This is a genomic window from Mycobacterium sp. Aquia_213, assembly GCF_026625985.1.
In the GTDB taxonomy this organism is placed as follows: Bacteria; Actinomycetota; Actinomycetes; order Mycobacteriales; family Mycobacteriaceae; genus Mycobacterium.
On sequence record NZ_CP113116.1, the window covers coordinates 1,707,230 to 1,726,580 of the forward strand.

Consider the following 19,351-nt stretch of genomic DNA (forward strand, 5'->3'; position numbering starts at 1 on the left):
TCCCAGGCGCGCGTACTCAGCTGGCTTAGCTATTTTAGCAGTAATGATATAAATAGCATCTCTGATCGCGTGGCGATCGGAAGGGCGGAGGCAATTGAGCCAGGGGTCAGATGACCGTCCGACACCGCTGCATGAGTTGCGTGTTGTCGAAATCAGCGACCGGATAGCTGGCAGCTACTGCGGCAAGTTGCTGGTTGACGCCGGGGCGCAGGTGCGCAAAATCGAACCGCCGCAAGGAGATTGGCTGCGGCGATATTCGGCGTCCTGTTCGCCCGTGCCGGATGGCCAGGCATCGCCGTTCTACAGCTATCTCAACGCCGGCAAGCAGAGCATGACCTTCGCGCCGGGCTCGGAGCGGTTGCGTGCCGAATTGGCGGCCGCCGACGTGATCATCCTCACCGCCGGCCCGTCGCGCGCCGCGGCGCTGGGCATCGATCCGCGCCGGCTGCTGGCGGATGCGCCGCGAGCGGTCATCGTCACGATCTCCGACTTCGGCTGGACCGGGCCGTATGCCGACCGCGCTGCCAGCGAATTCACCTTGCAGGCCTGGGCGGGCTCGCCCGGTTTCCGCGGCGATCCGGCCGGGCCCCCGATCTCGATCGGCGGCGACCTGGGGGAGTACATGGGCGGCGTGTTCGCCGCGTTCGGCGCGCTGGCCGTGCGCCGCCGCGTCGAGCACGGCGGTCCCGGTGAGCATCTCGACCTGTCCATGCTCGAGGCGATGACGTTGATGCAGAGCAGTGAATGGCTGCATTCGCAGCTGCTGCGGGTGCCGCCGATCAGCCGCACCACCGAAGTCCCGTCGATCGAGCCGGCCAAGGACGGCTACGTCGGGATCACCATGGTCACCGGCCAGCAATGGCTCGACTTCCTGGCGATGGTCGAGTGTCCGGCGCTCGAAGAGATTGAGCAGCTGCGTTTTCAGATCGGCCGCTGGGGCTACCGCGACCTGATCCGCGAGCAGATCGGCCCGTGGCTGGCGCAGCGGTCCGTCGCGGAGATCGTCGAGCTCGGCCAACTGTTCCGGCTGCCGATCGCGGCGCTGGGCAACGGCGCAACGATCCGCGAGGTGGAGTACGCGACCGAACGCGGGGTATTCCGGCAAAACCCCGCCGGCTTTCACCAGCCCCGCCCGCCGTGGCTGATGTCGGCCTGCGCGGCTCCTGCGGTCGGCGACACTGTTGACCCGGGCGCCGACAACGACGAGTCACCCTGGCGCACACGGGAACCCGAACGCGATCCGGCCAAACCGACCCGGCCGCTGGAAGGCGTCCGGATCGTCGACCTGACCGCGTTCTGGGCCGGGCCGGCGGCGACCCACCTGCTCGCGGCCTTTGGCGCCGAGGTGATCAAGGTCGAGTCGATCCAGCGCCCCGACGGCATCCGGTACTCCGGCGGGATGCGCAAAGACGTGGACGACTGGTGGGAGTACGGCTGGGTGTTCCACGCGATGAACACCAACAAGCGTTCGGTCACATTGGATTTGGGCTCCGGACAGGGGCGCCGCGTGTTCATGAAACTGGTGGCCGGCGCCGACGTGGTGATCGAGAACTTCTCCCCGCGCGTGATGGACCAATTCGGGCTGACCGCCGACGTGCTGCTCGACGTCAACCCCAAACTCGTCGTCACCCGCATGCCCGCGTTCGGGCTGGACGGCCCCTGGCGCGAACGAGTCGGATTCGCCCCCACAATGGAACAGCTCGCCGGGCTGGCCTGGGTGACCGGTCTGCCGGATGCCCCGCCGGTGACGCCGCGTGGAGCCTGCGATCCACTGGCCGGGGTGCACGCCGCGTTCGCCGTACTGGCCGCGCTGAACTTCGCCGAACGCACCGGCACCGGTCAGCAGCTCGAGCTGCCGATGCTCGAAACGGTGTTGAACGCCACCGCGATACAGGCGATCGAATTCGAGGTCTTCGGAAAGACGTTGAGCCGCCGCGGCAATCGCGGTTTCGGCGGGCTGATCCAGAATCTCTATCGGTGTGCCGGTGCACCAGAGAAAGACGACTGGATCGCGATGACCGTGAGCGACGACCAGCAGTGGTCCGCGCTCGTCGAGGTGATGGGGCGACCGGCCTGGTGTGACGAGGGTCTGGCCACGGCCGACGGCCGACGGGAGTGCGCCGACGACATCGATGACCGGCTGCGGGAGTGGTTCGCCACGCAGCCGCTGGAATCGACGGTGGAGCGGCTGGCAAGCGCGGGTGTTCCCGCGGCGCCCGTGGTCTCGCCGTCGCTGGTGACCGAGAACCCCCAACTGCGCGACCGGGGTTTCTTCGAGACGCTGCAACACGCGAGCATAGGGTCAGCCGAGTATCCGTGCCCGCCGTTCGCATCGCTGTCCGGCCAGGACAGGTGGCTATTGCGCCCGCCGCCGCTGCTGGGCGAGCACAATGGAGAAGTACTGCGCGATCGGTGCGGGCTGACCGACGAAGAGCTGGCGAACCTCGCTGCCAGCGGGGTGATCGGAACCCGCCCCAAGGGCCTATAAGGAGGCAACTCATGCGCGTGACCGTCGACGAGACCTTGTGCGAGGCCCAAGGCTTCTGTGAATCGCTCGCCCCGGACGTGTTCGAACTCGGCGACGAGGACGTGGTGCAGATCGCGGACGGCGAGGTGGCGCCGGACCGGGAGATCGACGTCCGCGCCGCGGTGGACCAGTGCCCGAAGGCCGCACTGCGGTTGCAGGACTGAGGAACTGCGAGCCGTCCATGTCATCGCGAGATATGGCGAAGTACGCCGGAATGCGGCCCTACTTCGAGCTTGTCGTCGGGGCCCTCGACGGTTTGGTCGACGGGGCCGACTTTTTCGATATCCACGCCGACGATGCGGTGGTCGAGTTCGTCATCACCGTTCCGACGTATCCGAGGAAAATCGTCGGGAGAGAAGCGCTGGCCGAACTGTATGCCGACTATGGGGATTCGATCGTCCAGAGTCACAGCAGCGACGTGCACCGCTACTTCGACCCCGAGCAGTCCACGGTGATTCTCGAGTACACGATGCACGGCACCGTCGTGAAGACGGGCGCGCCCTACGTCAACCGATTCGTCTCCGTGATCACGATCGACGGCCGGAAGATCGTGCACTGGCGCGATTACCTGGATCCGCTGGCGGTGTTCGCCGCGTTCGGCGAGGGACCCGCCCCGTACTGACTCAGCGCCGTTCGGTCAGCGAGATCGCCATTTCGTCGTAGATCGACATGTTGGTGGTCAGGTTCGGATACGACACCGTGGCGGGCCCGATTTCGATGCGGTCGCAGCGCAGCAGCAGCTCGTCGAGCGCCGCCCGCAGTTCGGCGCGCGCCAGCATCGCACCCAGGCAGTGGTGTGGCCCGCCGCCGCCGAAAGCCACATGCGGGTTGGGTTGCCGGCCGATGTCAAAGGTGAACGGGGAGTCGAACACTTCCTCGTCGCGGTTGGCCGAACGCAGCATCGACACCACCCGATCGCCCGCGGGGATGTGCAGGCCGTCCATTTGCACATCGACCTTCGCGGTGCGGGTCCAGTACGCGACCGGCGACGCCCAGCGCAGCACCTCCTCGACGGCACCGGGCCGCAGCGCCTCGTCTTCGCGATACCGTTCGATCTGCTCTGGGTTGGCGACGAACGCCTGCAGCCCCATGGCCAGGGCGTTCTTGGTGGTGTCACTGCCGGCGAACGCCAGCACGAAGAAGAAGAACTCGAGTTCGTGTTCGGGCAGGCTGAATTGCTCGCCGTCGTCACCGGTGATCACCGCGGACGCCAGCGTGCTCCAGATGTCGTCGGTCGGGTTGCGCCGCTTTTCGGCGGTGAGCTCCATCGCGTACCCGAAGACCGAGGCGAAGAGCTCGAGTTCAACCTGCCCGCTCGGGCTCGCCTCGGGCGCAAGCGCCTTCAGGATGCGATCGAAGATGTCGAAGATTCGCGCCCGGTCCTCGTCGGGGATGCCGATGATGTCGCCGATCACCGTCATGGGCAGCGCGTCGGCGACGTCCTCGATCCAATCCCCGCCGCCCTTGGCGAGCAATCTGTCGATCATCTGCGCCGCCCGCGCCCGAATGCCGTCCTCCAGCTTGGCGATGGCCCGCGGATTGAACGCGCCTGCGATGAGTTTGCGGCGCTTGTTCAGGTCCGGCGGGTCCAGCGTGATGATCGTCGGGTACGACGAGAACATGGCGACCGGCTGGATCAGCGGACCGTCGCCCGCGGTGAACGACTCGGTGTCGCGGTGCAGGCGGACCGCATGCCGGTGTTTGGTCGCCACCCAAAAATCACGGCGCACGGTTTGCGCCACACCCGGCGTCAGGTCGTGCCGGAAAAGCGGCCTGTTGCACCGCAACTCGGCGAACAACTCGTCGGGAAAACCGCTACGCCACAAGGCGAAATCGGAAAGATCCACTGCAGCAGCAGTCATGCGAACCCCGCTTGTTCACCCACCACGCGACCACCGGCTGGCACCGCGTTGACGTTCAATGCTTAAAATAGTAAAAATAGACTTTAGTCGTCGAAACGCGGTGAGGTAAGAGCGGCCCGATTGCGCCCGGCCGCGTGGGAAACGGAGTTGTGGTGAATACGATTTCAGAGCCCGACCCGTCGGAACGTGAGTTCGGACCGTCCGGCATTGCCCTGTCCACCTATCGGTTCCCGACGGGGTGGTTCATCGTTGCCTTCGCCAGCGACGTGGCGCCCGGGCAAGTCAAGCGGCTGCACTACTTCGGTGAGGAGATGGTGCTGTTCCGCACCGCGTCCGGCAAGGTCAACGTGCTGGACGCATACTGCCAGCACCTCGGCGCCAACATGGGCGTCGGCGGAACCGTCGAAGACGAGAACATCGTCTGTCCCTGGCACGGCTGGCAGTGGCGCGGTGATGGCAGCAACGCGTTGATCCCGTACAGCAAGATCGGTTGCAAGCAGAACGTCCGGATCAAGACCTATCCGAGCATGGAGTGGTACGGCTTCATCCTGGTCTGGCACGAACGCCACGGCCGCGCGCCGTACTGGCAGCCGCCGGCGCTTCCCGAACTGGAAACCGGCGAGTACTACCCGTTGCACCCGCACAGCCGGATGCTGAACCGGGTCAAGGTGCACGCGCAGATGATCATCGAGAATGCGGCCGATCCGTATCACGTGCAGTACGTGCACAAGGCCGCCAACCCCGCCAACACCGCCTCCTTCGAAGTGGCGGGCTATCACCTGCACGCCACCGTCAACGCTCACTTCGGCGGGGGCCGGGCCAAGACGTGGTTGACGCCCAACGGGCCGGTCGACGCCAAGATCATCTACGACAACTACTCGCTGGGGCTGGGGCTGGTCCGGTTCCCGAGTGACCTGGTGGCCACGATCGAGGTCACCGGACAGACGCCGGTCGACGAGGACTACACGGACTACTTCTACACGCAGGCCTCCATCCGCGAGCCCGGCGACACCGGCGACAAACCCACCGGCCGCGCCGCGAAATTCCTGGAGCTGCAGCAAGAAGTCATCAAACAGGACTTCTTCACCTGGGAGAACATGAAATACCTGGAGAAGCCGAACCTGGCTCCCGAAGAGGCACACGACTATGCGGCCCTGCGCCGCTGGGCGCACCGCTTCTACCCGGGCACGGAGCCCTCATCCAGCGACTTCGGATACACCGCCGAAGGCGAACCCGACCCGGCGGCTGCGAAAGCCTAAGTGGCGCCGATGCACTCGGTTCGGGGTAAGCCCCTCGGGCCCTCCGATTTCGGCGTGGATCGCTTCACCGTCCCGGCCGTGCTGGATCGCCGGGCCCAGCAGTCCCCCGATCGGGTGATGATGTCGATCGCCGGCACCGAGGTCACGTTCGAGCAGATGCGTCAGCGCTCCTGCGCGGCGGCCGCCCTGCTGAGCGAATTGGGCGTGGGCCGCGGCGACGGGGTGGCGCTGTTCACCGGCACCTGCCCGGAATGGGTGTACTTCTGGCTGGGCGCGGCCCGCATCGGCGCGGTGAGCGCGGCGGTCAACGCCGCCAACAAGGGGGACTTCCTGCTGCATACCCTGCAGTTGTCGCGGGCCAAGGTGATTCTCACCGACGCCGAGCGGCGTGCCCCGGTCGACGAGGTCGCCGACCGGCTGGACGCGGTGACCGACATTGTGGTGCAAGGCGATTCGCTGAGCCGCGCGCTTACCCGCGAAGCCCGCTGTCTTGACGATCCCGCCGAGCCCGACCAGGTGGGGGCGTTGTTCTACACCTCGGGCACCACCGGGCCGTCGAAAGCCGTTGCCACGAGCTGGAATTACCTGTTTTCGGTGGCCGCGACGGCCGCGTCGGCCTGGGAGCTACGGTCGGGGGAGTCGTTGTGGACGGCGATGCCGTTGTTCCACCTGAGCGCCGCACCGAGCGTGCTGGTCCCGATGCTGACCGGCGCAACGACCGTGCTGGCGGGCGGATTCCATCCCGGCCAGGTGTGGGATGACATCCGCGCCCACGGTGCCATCGGCTTTGTCGGGGCCGGCGCGATGGTGTCGATGCTGTACAACTTGCCCGACGATCCGCGTGACGCGCGGTTGCCGCTGCGGTTCATCTCGGCCGCGCCGATCGACGCGAGCTCCTACCACGACATCGAAAAGCGTTACGGCTGCCGCATTGTCACGATGTACGGGATGACCGAGGCCTTCCCGATCGTGGTCAAGGGCGTTTCCGACGAGGGCGTCCCCGGAACGTCCGGCCGACCCAATCCCAACTTCGACGTGCGCATCGTCGACGACGACGGCAACCCGCTGCCCGCCGGCGCCGTGGGCGAGATCGCCTGCCGGCCCCGACACCCGCACGTGATGAGCGAGGGCTATGTCGGCCCGGACGCCCGGGTGGCCCCGCACCCGGAATGGTTTCGCACCGGTGATCTCGGCCGACTCGACGCCGATCAGAACCTGACGTATATGGACCGGATCAAGGATTCGCTACGCAGGCGCGGCGAGAACATCTCCTCGGTCGAGGTGGAGCGCGTCGTCGTGAGCCATCCCGCGGTGGCCGAAGCCGCGGCGATCGGGGTGCCCAGCGAATTGGGCGAGGACGACATCCTGCTCGTGGTGGCGGTGCGCGCGGATGCCGTGCTGGATTGCGCGGAGTTGCTCGACTTCTGTGCGGCCCGGATGCCGTACTTCTGCGTGCCCAGATACGTCGAGCAGGTCAACGAACTCCCGAAGAACGTTATCGGACGGGTGCGTAAAGATTTACTGCGAGTCAAGGGTTTGACGTCGGGGGTCTGGGATCGAGAAGAATACGGATATATTGTTAAGCGGTAAGTAAAGTCGATGTTACGTAGTTCGTTTCTTTTTTCCTTCGGGGAGAGGCTGGCGAGTAGAAGATGACGATGACCTACCAGCAGGAACAGTTCCTGCAGGCTGCGACCGGCCGCGATGCGATCTTGAATTTGAACGCCCGGCACAATCGCGCTTACTCCGACGGCGACCGCGATAGCTGGATCGCGACGTTTCGTCATTCCGGAGCCAGCTACGTGCGTGACGGTGAACTCTTCGCCGACCTGCGTTTGGCGTTCGACGGGGGCGAAGGACAACGCTTGGTGACCGTCGATCACGAGATCGCTGTCGAGGGTGTCCACGCGATGCAGCGCTGTGTCGTCGTGCTGTTCTCCGCTGCCTTCGGCGACACCACGCTGCGCGCCACCGGGACATACCGGGATGAGCTGATCTACGAGCGCGGCGCCTGGTACTACACGTCGCGCAATCTCTCCTGGGATTTGGTGCCCAGCCGGCACCCGCTTGTCATGTAAGCGGCACCGATACGTGGATCGTGATCTCAGCTATCAACTAGCCTTCGGCACCTACGAAGACGCGCTGCGAATGGTCGGCGTGGCAACCGAACCGCGGACCGCCGTGACGCCGGTCAGTGGCGCGCGTATTCAGTTGTATGCCTCGATGATTCACGACGGCAATCGTTCGTACTGGGACCCGGAGTTCGCGCGGCAGCAGTGGGGAGGCCTGTTGGCCCCACCGGGTTTGTTGATGGGATGGCTGATACCTCCGCCATGGGAGCCCGGCGGCCGGCGACCCGCCGCGTCGCTGATCTTGCGAGTACCGTTGCCGGGCACCACATTCATCAACGCCGCCAACGACGTCGAGTTCCTGGAGCCCATCGTGGAGGGCGACGTGCTCACCAGTGTCGAGGAATTGGTGTCGGTGTCACCGGAGAAGCAGACCCGGCTCGGTGTCGGGCATTTCATCGAGATGCTGGAGACCTATCGCCGTCAGGACGGCACCGTCGTCGCCCGATCGCGGAATACGTTGTTCCGCTTCACCCCGGCAGCGCCGGCATGACCGGTGCGGAATTGGACTGGAACGAGATCACCGTTCCCGTCGAGCTGCCGGAAGTGGTCGACGAGATCAGCTACCAGCGGGTGGTCGAGAACGCCGGAGCGACGTGGGACTATTTCCCCGGCCACTTCGATCCCGAATATGCCCAGAGGCAAGGCAACCCAACGATTTACCTCAACACCATGCACCTTGCCGGGTTCGCCGACCGCATCGCGACCGATTGGGCCGGCCCGAGTAGCCGGGTGGTGCGCCGCTCGCTGCGACTGGCCGGTTCGATCTATGCCGGCGATACGATGATCGGCCGGGGCCGGGCGGTGGCCAAGCGACGGGACACCTCGGTGGACCCACCGCGCTGCCTGGTCGATATCACGATCGAAGTGACCAATCAGCATGGCGTCCTGTGCTGCCCGGTCGAGCTCACCCTGCAGTTGCACGGTGGATGACGGCGTAGCCGAACTGCATCTGGCCGTGTGTCGACGGTTCGGCCAGGCGGTCGCGTCGGCCGATGGCAAGTGGGATCGTCGCAGCCCGTGCGAGGCTTGGGACGCCCGGGCGGTGCTCGAGCACGTTATCGGCTTCCACGACGTACTTCTGTTGCGGCCGTTGGGATTAAAGCCCCATCGGCCCGACGATCCGCAAGCGCGGTGGCAACTGACCTATGCGTCGCTGACAGCGGCTCTTGAATCCGGCAGCGCGGCAGAACTGGATGCGTATCGGCTGATGCCGAACCTGACCCGCGACGTCCTGGTCCACTGCTGGGATCTCGCTCGCGCGGTCGGGGCCGACGATCGCTTGGATGCCCGGTGGTGCGAGCTCTGCTATGCCGGACTCCCGGTGGATCCCCGCGAATTGGCCGCGTCGGGAATGTTCGGTGCTCCCGTCGCGCCGAGCAGCGACAGTGATGTGCAGGCCAAACTCCTTGCGCGCCTTGGTCGTGATCCCGCATGGCAGCCGGAGCGCACTAGCTCATAGCGGCGGCATCTGCCCCTTGGCGATCACCGTCTGCAGCTCGACATATTCGTCGAGGCCTTCCGGCCCGAACTCGCGGCCGATGCCCGAGTGCTTGAAACCGCCGAACGGACTGCCGATGTCGAGTGTGTACATGTTGATGCCGTACGTGCCCGCGCGCACACTGGCTGCGACGTCCAGGCCGTGGGCGATGTCCGACGTCCACACCGAACCGGCCAGACCATAGTTGCTCTCGTTGGCGATGCGGACCGCGTCGGATTCGTCGCGATAGCGCAGCACCGTCAACACCGGGCCGAAAATCTCCTCGCGGGCGATGCGCATGTCGTTGGTCGCATCGACGAAAAGCGTTGGCCGCACGTACCAGCCGCGCTCGGCCGGACTGTCTTGTGCGGTATTGAGGCCACCGAGCACGATACGGGCGCCCTCGCTTTGTCCGGACTGGATGTACTCCTGCACCTGGCGTTGATGCCGTTGAGCGAACAGCGGCCCGATGTCGGTCGCCTCGTCGGTCGGATCCCCGACGTTGAGATTCGACATCATCTCGGCCAGCGCGTCGACGAACTCATCGTGCCGTCGTTCGCTGACCAAAAGGCGGGTCTGCGCGACGCAGGCCTGTCCGTTGTTCATCAGGCTGGCCGACTTCAGGCCGGCCACCGTCTTGGCGATGTCGGCGTCGTCGAGAATGATCGCCGCCGACTTGCCGCCCAGCTCCAGGCTCACCCGTTTGAGCTGCTCTCCGCACAAGGCGGCAATGCGGCGTCCGACGGCGCTGGAACCGGTGAAGGAGATCTTGTCCACGCCGGGATGGCGCACCAGCGCCTCACCAACGTCGGTACCGCCGGGCAACACCGACACCACACCCTCGGGCAGGCCGACCTGCTCGATCATTTCGGCCAACCACAAAGCGTCCAAAGGTGTTTCGGGTGCGGGTTTGATGATGACCGTGCAGCCGGCGATCAGTGCCGGAATGAGCTTGGGCATGATCAGGAATTGCGGTACGTTCCACGGCACGATCGCCCCGACCACCCCGACCGGCGCCCGGCGGAGGTGCACCTCGCCGAGCACACCTTGGCGGCGTTCCGCCCAGGGGAAGTCGCGGGCGGCGGCCAGCGTCAGGTGGATCAACGCCGCCGCGGCGGCGCCCTGGCCCATCCGGCTGAAGGTACGCGGCGACCCCATCTCGTCGGTGATCAGGTCGGCCATCTCGTCGACATGGCCGGCGTAGATCGCGGCGAACTCTTCGACCTTGGCCATCCGCTCGGCGTGGGTCAACCGTGGCCACGGGCCATGGTCGAAGGCGTGGCGCGCGGCGGTGACCGCGGCATCGACGTCCTCGGGACCGGCAACTTGGACGTGGCCGATCGGCTCTTCGGTATGCGGGGAGATCACGTCGAGCTGGCTCGGGTTGGCGGGCTTGCGCCACTGCCCTCCGATGAACAGTTCGGCATAGGTCCGATGGTCGGTATTTTCTGTCATCGGGGCACTTCCTTGCGGCGGGGATGAGGCCGTGACCGTAATTTTGCTATTGACGCTAACATAGCAAAGAAGCAAGATGGCGCGGTGGCAAGGAAGCCGAGATGAATACCGATTGGCGCAGTTACCCGTATCAGTTGGTGCCCGGCGATAGCCAGCTGGACTTCCCCGCGGCGGAGGGCGAACATCCGGGCCAGGAGTCCGACACGTGGTTCATCGCCGGTCAACTGCAGGCCGTCGAGAGCGACCGGTCGTTTGCGTTCCTGACCATCTTCAACAAGAACCAACCCGGGGGAACGGTCGTCGCCGACTTCTACACGATGGCACTGTTCGACCTCGACACCGGTGATTACGGCACCTACACCGACTACGACATGCCGCCGGCCAATATGGAGCCGGGGGCACAGCGCAAAATGGCAATGGCCGCAGGCTATCTCGACATCAGCTATCAGAGCAGTGCCGGCACCGCGTCGTGGATCACGTGCCGTGACGCCGACGACCAGTTGCTGCCCTATACCTATCGAGTCAGCCTGGTGGGCCAGGACCACCAGGGGCGGTCCATGCGATTGGACTTGGTCGTCACCCCGACACGCGCACCGGTGCCGGTGGGCGCATCGACTTACAACGGCAAGATCGTCTGCTTCGGTCAAGCGGACACGTACTCGTATTTCCAGACCGGTATGTCGATGACCGGAACACTGCGCTGGGGCGAGACGGTCGAGCAGGTTTCCGGTAGCAGCGGACATGTCGATCGCCAGTGGTTCCCGAAGTATGCGGGCGGCGGCGGCACCGGGGGAGACCCGCGAGCCCGCTCGCACGAATGGCGCACGATCAATTTCGACAACGGCGTCGACCTGAGCATCTGGCGGCAGTTCGACCGCACGAACGGCAATGCGCTGCAACCGTTTACCGGCATAACGACCAGTCACCCGGATCCGGCCATCGCGCCGGAATGCGCCGAGGACATCGAGGTCACCGTCAGCAGTTACGTCAAATGGCCCACTAACGTGCGACCGCTGGTGCGCCCGCTTGCCCCGGCCCGCTACCTTGCCGACCGGCACCGGATTACTTGCGCCACACTGCAACTGGATCTCGTCGGCGAGCCGCTGGTGCCGGCGCCCGCGCACGGTCTGCCGATCGAGTACATGGAGGGGCCATACCGCTACCAGGGGACGCTCTGGGGTAAACCGGTGAGCGGCTTCGCGTTCAACGAGCGCTCGGTGGCGCTGTACCGGGACTGGGAGCTGCTCGAGGTGCTGGCCACCACCGTTGCCGACGTCGACCCGGACTTGCAGTCGGTGGTCGATCAGCTGGTGCCGTTGGTGGCCGCGGGCCGTCGCGGTGCGGCAGTCGAACTGCTCAGCGCAGCGCTTCCCGTGCAAAACGGCATGCTGGCAACGCTTCTCGACGATCTGATCGCCGTGCTGTCCGAAGCGCAGTCAGCCGCCGGCAGCTGACGCGGCGAGGGCCTCGGCCCACGCGATGTGGCGATGCTGCAACCCCGGCTCGTTGCGGCCGAACACCAGGTGATCGCGAGCGCCCGACGCGAGATTGGCCTGCAGCCCCTCGACCAGCCGGTAGTCCTCGTCGCGCACCGTGGCGTGCGCGTACTCAAACACGGCTTGAGCGCCGGCCGCCACGGATTCCTCGGAAATGTCCAGCGGTGTCGAGTTCTGGTGCACGGTGATCGACCGGCCGGGTTCGTCGCCGGGGTAGATCCGGAACAGCTCGCCGTTGGCGATCGTCACCGACAGCACGATGTTGGGGAACAGCGCGTAGATCACCACCATGTTGTGGAACGGGTCCCACTGCTCCTCGGGAACATTCTCCAGCTCGAGGATCGCGTTGAGCGGGAAGATCAACCGATGGTGGGGTCCGTACGAATCGAAAACCGTGCAGTTGCTGCGGGCGATGGTGGCGAAGGTGTCCCGGTGCACGGTGGCGAAGTGGTAGTTCTCGGCGAACGTGTCGACGGCCAACTTCCAATTGATCGGGGCGTCGAGCACCTTCTCGCCCAGCGGGGCCCATCGTCCGATGCCCCACGAGTCCAGCTCGTCGGCCAGCGGTCCCAGGTGCGCGGCGACGTCGAGGGTGGCGTCTTTATCGAGCGCCACCCAGAGGAATCCGGCGAACTCGGCGGCGGGGAGTTCGGTCAACGAGTCGGACTTGACCGTCGCATCCGGGAAGCCCTCGCGACCGGGCAGGCCGACCAGCTTGCCGGTGTTGTCGTAGGTCCAGGCGTGGTACGGACAGCTGAACCGCTTCGCGGTGCCGCAGCCCGTCACCACCGGCGACTGGCGGTGCAGGCAGACATTGTCGAAGGCTCGGACCGACCCGTCGGAGGTTCTGGTGAGCAGGATCGATCGCCCCATCACCGTCTTGGTGCAGTAGGCGCCGGGCTCGGCGAGCTCCGAGACGTAGCCGACGAGTTGCGGGCTGGCCACTAGCAACGCCTTTTCGCTGAGGTGGCGCTGCGCCGAGGTGTAATCGCTCGCGTCGACCGTGTGCTGGTGCGGAGCCAGGTCGGTGGTCTTGTCGCGGGCCAACTTCAACGCCCGTCGAGTCAGGTCGATGAGCTGGTCATGATCCATTGGAGCCCCCCTCGGACGCTAACTTTATAAAGTTAATAGTGACAATAATAATGCGGCCCGCCCCGGCGTGTCGCCACCCTGACCGCACACTCAACGCCGTCACCGCACACTGGCTGCCGGCGTCCCAAACCCGAGTACGCCAAACGTGATTGATCTGTGACCGGTGTGATTGGTGTGTCTGTTGGTGTTTGTGTCGTACCCTGTCCGATGTGTCGATTTCGCGCCGTGACGTGCTCAAATTCGCGGCCGCGACCCCGGCCTTGGTTGGTCTGGGCGTCGCGGCTTCGTCGTTGTGCGCCGCGCCGGCCTCGGCTTCCCTGGGCACCCTGTTGGACTACGCCGCGGGCGTGATTCCGGCCAGCCAGATCCGGGCCGCCGGCGCCGTGGGGTCGATCCGCTATGTCTCCGACCGGCGGCCGGGCGGTAACTGGATGCTGGGCAAGCCGATTCAGGTCGCCGAAGCCCGTGACCTGCACAGCAACGGACTCAAGATTGTCTCCTGCTATCAGTACGGCAAGGGCAATTCGGCCGACTGGCTGGGCGGCGCCAACGCCGGGCTGCAACATGCCCAGCGGGGGATGGAGCTGCATGCCGCCGCCGGTGGTCCCGCCAACGCACCCATTTACGCGTCGATCGACGACGACCCGTCCTATGAGCAGTACAAAAGCCAGGTAGCTCCCTACCTGCGGTCCTGGGAATCGGTGATCGGACACCAGCGGACGGGCGTTTACGCCAACTCGAAGACGATCGACTGGGCGCTGCACGACGGCCTGGGTTCCTGCTTCTGGCAGCACAACTGGGGCTCGCCCAAGGGCTACGCCCATCCGGAGGCCAATCTGCACCAAGTCGAGATCGATAAGCGCAGCGTGGGCGGCGTTGGGGTGGACATCAACGAAATCCTCAAGCCGCAATTCGGGCAGTGGGCCTAGCAACCGCGCACCGTCGCAAAGATTCAATCACTGTACTGTTCCCGGCGTATGATCCTGAAGTGGCTTTGCGGCGAGAATACGATCGTGAGCTGTGCGCGGTAGCGCGCTCGCTCGAGGTGATCGGTGAGCGGTGGACACTGCTCATAATCCGGGATGCTTTCTACGGCGTGGTCCGCTTCACCGATTTTCGCGAGCACCTCGAGATCCCGCCTGCAGTCCTCACCGAGCGACTCAGGCTGCTCGTAGCACACCAGATCATGACGACCTCAGTCGGCGCCAGCGGCCGAAGCGAGTACTCGCTGACCCGCAAGGGTGAGCTGCTATGGCCAGTTGTGTGGTCAATGATGAACTGGGGCAACGAATTCTATGTTGAGCCCGGTCTGCGCCGCCCTATCGTGCATTCCGGCTGTGGAGGTGAACTCACACCGTTGGGCAACTGCGGAAAGTGTGGTGTGGTTCCCGCGCCCCGCGATCTCGACGTCCATCCGCGGCGTTCGCGGGATGCCGGACACGACGACCGGATCAGTCGCCTGCTGAGGAAGCCCCACCGGATGCTGGAACCTTTCGTGGACGCCCCTTAGCAACAGCGGACGAGCTCAGTCGGCTGATTCGCTAAGCGGATTCCATGGGTTGCAGAACTTCATCTATTGAAGTTCATTGAATGAACTTGTACCGTGATGTCTGGAAGCCGCCGCGACACAGTCGGGACGCGCGACCCATTGACCGTCATCCACTAGATCCCAGGATTGGAATCTGAACCATGACAACGCTTTTCGATCCACGGCAACGCTAGGACACGTCATGCACCCACTGCGCGCACTCCGCGAACGCGGAAACAACACACCCGAAGAGGTCGCCGCACTGCTGGCCGACGACGTCGAATTCCACACACCGATTCTGACCAAGGTGGTGACCGGCCGCGAGCTCATCAGCCGGATCTGGGCGCTCTCCTCACACGTGCGCTCCGGTCACTACCTGCGCGAGCACAAGATCGACGAACGGACGACCTTCCTGCAATGGCAGGGTGAGATCGGCGGACGCGACCTCGAAATCCTCGAACTCATCGATGACAACGACAGCGGCCTGATTACCAAGCGTATCGCCGCCTATCGCCCGTTGCCCGCCGTCGAATTGTTCCGATCGGCGATGTACCCGAGCATCAAGGACTGGCTCGGGCCCGAATACTTCGGTTACGAGGACTAAATGAGCGGTGAGGATCTGGCTCCCTGCGCAGCCGAGGCCGACGACGATGCCGGCCATGTCCGTAAGTGGGCGGCACTCGGCGTATTGGGTGCCGTCGCATTCATGGCGCAACTGGACCTGTTTGTTGTCAACGTGGCGCTGCCGGCGATGGGCCAGTCTTATCGTGGGGCGTCGCTGACCGACCTGTCCTGGGTGCTCAACGCCTACACTGTCGTCTTTGCCGCGTTGCTCATTCCCGCCGGCCGTCTGGCCGACCACTACGGGCGCCGCCGCTTCCTGATCGCAGGTACCTGGCTGTTCACGCTCGCTTCGGTGATCTGTGGGGCCGCGCCGACGCTGGCTGTTCTGGTCGCCGGCCGAATGGTCCAGGCGGCCGGTGCCGCCGTGATCGTGCCGGCATCGCTCGGGCTGCTGCTGCACGCCTTCCCCGCCCGGCAGCACAGTCTGGTCGTTGGTCTGTGGGCCGGACTCGCTGCGGTCGCCGGCACTTTGGGCCCCACCGTCGGCGGTCTGCTCGTCGGGCTCAGCTGGCGGTGGATCTTCCTGATCAATCTGCCGATCGGGATCCTTATCGTCGCGCTGGCGCGTCCGATGGTGCCCCGGCACCGCGCTGCCCACGACAGCCGGCTGCCCGACGCGCTATCAGCCGTGTCGCTGCTGATCGCCATCACCGCACTCGTGCTAGCGACGGTCAAGGGTCCCGATTGGGGCTGGATGAGCCCAGTCACGCTCGGGCTCTACGCCGCCGCCGTGGCGGCAGCACTGATCACGTTGTGGCGCACCGTCGTTCATCCGCACGCCATGATCGAGGCTTCGGTGTTCGCCTCCCGGGCGTTCAGCTGCTCAACCATCGCGCTACTCGCGTTCTTCATCGGATTCGGGGCGTGGCTGCTGATCAGCGTGCTGTTCCTTCAGGACGCGTGGCACTACAGCGCGCTGCGCACCGGTCTGGCGATCGCACCCGGCCCACTCGTGTCCTTGCTGTGGGCCGTCAACGCCGCGGCGGTCGCTGCCCGGTTCGGCCGCACCGCGCCGGCGATCGCAGGGTCGCTGTGCATGGCCGCGGCCGCGGCGTTGTGGTTGCTCGGGGCCTCGGCAGCGCCGGATTACGCGCAGGGCTTTTTGCCGGGTCTGCTCCTGATGGGCTGCGCCGCCGGATTGGTCCAGGCGCCGTTATTCGCTGCGGCAAGCGCTCTTTCGGCACACCGCGCGACGACCGGTAGCGCGGTGCTGAACACGGCACGCCAGGTCGGCAGCGCCATCGGAGTGGCATTGCTGGTGGTGCTGGTGGGCAGCGGCCATGCCACGTTGGCCTCCTACCAGCGCGGGTGGTGGCTGCTGGTGGCCAGCGGGGTGCTCTCGGCGGTCGCGGTCATGCTCGCCCGCACCAGGCGCCGCACCGCCGCGGCATCAACACTTACGACCGCAGCCTAAGAAAGGACTGATCTCCATGCCCCTAGTTCGCATCGATCTACCGGAATCTATTGTGCCAGAACGCCGAACCGTGATTGCCGACGTCGTTTATGAGACTCTGGTCGACACCCTCAATGTGCCCGTCCACGATCGCTTCCAGGTCGTCACCCCCCACGCTTCCGGCGATTTACTGATCGATTCGACTTACCTCGGCATCGAGCGTTCCGATGAAGCCTTTATCATCGACATCACCCTCAATGCCGGACGTTCGGTAGCGGCAAAACAGCATTTCTACGCCGCCCTGGTGCGGCGTCTCAGTGACCGGGCCCAGCTGCGACCGCAGGATGTCTTCGTGAGTCTCACCGAGGTAGTCAAAGAAAACTGGTCGTTCGGCGACGGCGAAGCGCAGTACGCATGAAACGAGATGCGCACTCAGAACCACTGCACTACCAGGACGCAACCAGCCTCGCGGCCCTCATCGCGCGCAAGCAGGTGTCCAGCCGCGAAGTGGTCCGGGCGCACCTTGATCGCATCGCCGAGGTCAACCCGAGCGTCAATGCCATCGTCACCTTGCTGGCCGAGGAGGCCTTGCGCGCCGCCGACGCTGCCGACGCCGCCGTCGCTAGCGGCACCGAACTTGGTCCCCTGCATGGTGTTCCGGTAACGGTGAAGGACTCCATCGACACCGCCGGCGTCCTGACCCAGGGCGGCACGAAGTTATTCGCCGGCCGCGTCCCCGACGCCGACGGCACCTCGGTGTCCCGATTCAAGGCTGCGGGAGGCATTGTCCTGGCGAAGACCAACATCCCCGAGTTCTCGGCGTGGACCGAGACTGACAATTTCGTGACGGGCCGCACCAATAACCCGTGGAGGCTGGACCGCACCCCCGGTGGATCCTCGGGCGGCGAGTCTGCGGCGATCGCGTCGGGCATGTCACCGATCGGGATCGGTAGCGACGTAGCGATCTCGTTGCGCGGCCCGGCGGCTTACACCGGGATCGGCGCCCTCAAGGCTACGCACGGCCGGATCCCCTTCACCGGCCACCTCGCGCCCATGACATCCGCATGGTTCCATGTGGGGCCCATGGCCCGCACTGTCCGCGATATCGCACTGGGCTATTCGCTGCTGAGTGGTCCCGACGGCCGCGACGGCTATGCCGTACACGCGAAGGACACCGAGTCCGCCAGCACCCGAATCGCCGGACAGACCATCCGGGTCGGGTGGGCCGTCGACTCCTTCGGGCCGGTCGATCCCGAGATCGCCGCCGCCGTGGCCGACGCCGCGGCCCGGTTGGTCGACCTGGGTTGCCGGGTCGACCGGATAGACCCGCCCTTCCTGCGCGAGACCGACGCTCTGACCGCGGTGATGACATTCTTCTATTCGCAGCTGGTCCCGCACGTCAAGGCCTTGGCGGCCGGCCGCGAAGACGAACTGTTCGCGACCGGAGCGGGCATCGTCGCCATGGCGGACCCCACCTTCGCCCAGCTGCACGCCGCCCGGCGAACACAGGAGGACCTGCGTTCGGCGTTCGCCGGGTACTTCGGCGATTACGACGTGTTGCTGTGTCCGGTTAATCCGGTGACCGCGCCGCCGCACGGCCTGCAGGAGCTGGTGGTCGACGGTGTCACCGTGTCGTGGGCGCACGTCATGGACATCACCTCGTTCTTCAACCTGACCGGTCTGCCGGCACTTTCAGTCCCGTACGGCTTCAGTTCCGAGAGTCTGCCGATCGGTATCCAGCTCGTCTCGCGGTGGTTCGACGAGTCGACCATTCTGCGACTCGGCGCACTGCTTGAACGCAAAGGCGGACTCGGCGACCGCCGTCCGCCGATCCCGGTCTAGCCGCATCATCCGTGCGTCGGTGATCGGGCACCAGCGGACGGACGTTTACGGCAATTCGAAGACGATCGGCTCGGCGCTGCACGACGGCCTGGGCTCGTGTTTTTGGCCTCACGAGTGGCGCTCGCCCAAGGGATACGCCCATCCGGCGGCCAATCCGGGCCTGGCAACCGCGCACCGCCGCAAAGAACTCTGACCCGACAGCTCATCCGGCCGGGGTTGCGCAAGCCGACTCCAGCAAACACTTGTTCGCTGTTTGTCGCGCCGCGCGGACGGCGGCGAGCGCGAGACGGCTCAGTCGCCGCGGCGCGAGGGGCGGCGCGCACTACAAATTCTTAACATAACGATTTGATAACAATGCCGCCTTGAACAGCGCAGTTATAGCTACTCGACCGTAACCACCTGCATGCAGGACGTTTGTTCTGGATACCCGGAAGGCCGGTTAATCCGGGTGTTACCCACAACACGGTTACCCGTGCGTAGAACTCACCAGTAACCGATCTGCGCAGAAAAACGACCCGAATCCTTATGACACTCTTAGTACAGCCGATGCAGTCCGCCGCGCCGCTTGGTCCACACGAGTGGCCCGCCGACAACACAACGGTCAGCCGCTATTAGGGCTGCGATTCAAAGCGGAATCGACCCACCGCCAGCCGGGACCCCGCTC

The 19,351-nt window shown here is 65.3% G+C and carries 19 protein-coding genes and 1 pseudogene; 17 read left to right on the forward strand and 3 right to left on the reverse strand.

The window, feature by feature from the left end; translation table 11 throughout:
• Positions 1-94: 94 nt before the first annotated feature.
• Genes LMQ14_RS08165 through LMQ14_RS08175 form a run of 3 tightly spaced genes read left to right on the forward strand, consistent with a single transcriptional unit; the run spans position 95 to position 3,149 of the window.
• Positions 95-2,488 (forward strand): CaiB/BaiF CoA-transferase family protein, encoded by a 2,394-nt coding sequence (locus tag LMQ14_RS08165; protein ID WP_267734257.1) that lies wholly within the window; start codon positions 95-97, stop codon positions 2,486-2,488.
• Positions 2,489-2,499: 11 nt separating this feature from the next.
• Positions 2,500-2,691, forward strand: a complete 192-nt coding sequence (locus LMQ14_RS08170; protein ID WP_267734258.1) for a ferredoxin — start codon at positions 2,500-2,502, stop codon at positions 2,689-2,691.
• Between the two features lie 17 nt (positions 2,692-2,708).
• Entirely contained in the window at positions 2,709-3,149 is a 441-nt protein-coding gene (locus LMQ14_RS08175) for a nuclear transport factor 2 family protein (protein ID WP_267734259.1), read from the forward strand.
• Between the two features lies 1 nt (position 3,150).
• Here LMQ14_RS08175 and LMQ14_RS08180 read toward each other — a convergent pair whose 3' ends face one another.
• Positions 3,151-4,389 carry a cytochrome P450 gene (locus tag LMQ14_RS08180; protein WP_267734260.1) on the reverse strand — a complete coding sequence of 413 codons (1,239 nt, stop codon included), beginning with the start codon at positions 4,387-4,389 and terminating at the stop codon, positions 3,151-3,153.
• 149 nt (positions 4,390-4,538) lie between these two features.
• Here LMQ14_RS08180 and LMQ14_RS08185 point away from each other — a divergent pair, with 149 nt between their 5' ends.
• From LMQ14_RS08185 to LMQ14_RS08210, 6 genes are all read left to right on the forward strand, one after another.
• Positions 4,539-5,648 (forward strand): Rieske 2Fe-2S domain-containing protein, encoded by a 1,110-nt coding sequence (locus LMQ14_RS08185; protein WP_267734261.1) that lies wholly within the window; start codon positions 4,539-4,541, stop codon positions 5,646-5,648.
• A 9-nt stretch (positions 5,649-5,657) separates the two neighbouring features.
• Complete coding sequence (locus LMQ14_RS08190; protein ID WP_267734262.1) at positions 5,658-7,238, forward strand: AMP-binding protein; 1,581 nt, start codon at positions 5,658-5,660, stop codon at positions 7,236-7,238.
• 62 nt (positions 7,239-7,300) lie between these two features.
• Complete coding sequence (locus tag LMQ14_RS08195) at positions 7,301-7,726, forward strand: nuclear transport factor 2 family protein (protein ID WP_267734263.1); 426 nt, start codon at positions 7,301-7,303, stop codon at positions 7,724-7,726.
• Positions 7,727-7,796: 70 nt separating this feature from the next.
• Positions 7,797-8,270 (forward strand): FAS1-like dehydratase domain-containing protein, encoded by a 474-nt coding sequence (locus LMQ14_RS08200; RefSeq protein WP_420714669.1) that lies wholly within the window; start codon positions 7,797-7,799, stop codon positions 8,268-8,270.
• Entirely contained in the window at positions 8,267-8,710 is a 444-nt protein-coding gene (locus tag LMQ14_RS08205) for a MaoC family dehydratase (protein ID WP_267734265.1), read from the forward strand. The genes LMQ14_RS08200 and LMQ14_RS08205 overlap by 4 nt, the downstream gene beginning before the upstream one ends.
• Positions 8,703-9,239: a maleylpyruvate isomerase family mycothiol-dependent enzyme gene (locus LMQ14_RS08210; protein ID WP_267734266.1), complete on the forward strand. Its 537-nt coding sequence runs from the start codon at positions 8,703-8,705 to the stop codon at positions 9,237-9,239. The genes LMQ14_RS08205 and LMQ14_RS08210 overlap by 8 nt, the downstream gene beginning before the upstream one ends.
• Here the strand turns inward: LMQ14_RS08210 and LMQ14_RS08215 are convergent.
• Positions 9,234-10,712 carry an aldehyde dehydrogenase gene (locus tag LMQ14_RS08215; RefSeq protein ID WP_267734267.1) on the reverse strand — a complete coding sequence of 493 codons (1,479 nt, stop codon included), beginning with the start codon at positions 10,710-10,712 and terminating at the stop codon, positions 9,234-9,236. The two genes, LMQ14_RS08210 and LMQ14_RS08215, sit on opposite strands and share 6 nt — an antisense overlap.
• A 101-nt stretch (positions 10,713-10,813) precedes the next feature.
• Between LMQ14_RS08215 and LMQ14_RS08220 the strand changes: the two genes are divergently transcribed.
• Positions 10,814-12,166, forward strand: a complete 1,353-nt coding sequence (locus LMQ14_RS08220) for a lipocalin-like domain-containing protein (protein ID WP_267734268.1) — start codon at positions 10,814-10,816, stop codon at positions 12,164-12,166.
• On the opposite strand, the gene LMQ14_RS08225 is transcribed toward LMQ14_RS08220, so the two are convergent.
• A complete protein-coding gene (locus LMQ14_RS08225) occupies positions 12,149-13,300 on the reverse strand; it encodes an aromatic ring-hydroxylating oxygenase subunit alpha (RefSeq protein WP_267734269.1) in 1,152 nt (383 codons plus the stop codon). The genes LMQ14_RS08220 and LMQ14_RS08225 overlap by 18 nt on opposite strands.
• Before the next feature lie 209 nt (positions 13,301-13,509).
• Here LMQ14_RS08225 and LMQ14_RS08230 point away from each other — a divergent pair, with 209 nt between their 5' ends.
• From LMQ14_RS08230 to LMQ14_RS08260, 7 genes and pseudogenes are all read left to right on the forward strand, one after another.
• Positions 13,510-14,229: a glycoside hydrolase domain-containing protein gene (locus tag LMQ14_RS08230; protein ID WP_267734270.1), complete on the forward strand. Its 720-nt coding sequence runs from the start codon at positions 13,510-13,512 to the stop codon at positions 14,227-14,229.
• 59 nt (positions 14,230-14,288) lie between these two features.
• Positions 14,289-14,810: a winged helix-turn-helix transcriptional regulator gene (locus LMQ14_RS08235; RefSeq protein ID WP_267734271.1), complete on the forward strand. Its 522-nt coding sequence runs from the start codon at positions 14,289-14,291 to the stop codon at positions 14,808-14,810.
• Between the two features lie 220 nt (positions 14,811-15,030).
• On the forward strand, positions 15,031-15,432 hold the full coding sequence (locus tag LMQ14_RS08240; RefSeq protein ID WP_267734272.1) for a hypothetical protein: 402 nt from the start codon (positions 15,031-15,033) through the stop codon (positions 15,430-15,432).
• On the forward strand, positions 15,433-16,866 hold the full coding sequence (locus LMQ14_RS08245) for an MFS transporter (RefSeq protein WP_267734273.1): 1,434 nt from the start codon (positions 15,433-15,435) through the stop codon (positions 16,864-16,866). It begins immediately after the preceding gene.
• 16 nt (positions 16,867-16,882) lie between these two features.
• Positions 16,883-17,263: a tautomerase family protein gene (locus tag LMQ14_RS08250; RefSeq protein WP_267734274.1), complete on the forward strand. Its 381-nt coding sequence runs from the start codon at positions 16,883-16,885 to the stop codon at positions 17,261-17,263.
• On the forward strand, positions 17,260-18,687 hold the full coding sequence (locus LMQ14_RS08255) for an amidase (protein WP_267734275.1): 1,428 nt from the start codon (positions 17,260-17,262) through the stop codon (positions 18,685-18,687). The genes LMQ14_RS08250 and LMQ14_RS08255 overlap by 4 nt, the downstream gene beginning before the upstream one ends.
• Before the next feature lie 16 nt (positions 18,688-18,703).
• Positions 18,704-18,880, forward strand: a pseudogene (locus LMQ14_RS08260) (hypothetical protein); the annotation flags it as partial.
• Positions 18,881-19,351 lie beyond the last annotated feature (471 nt).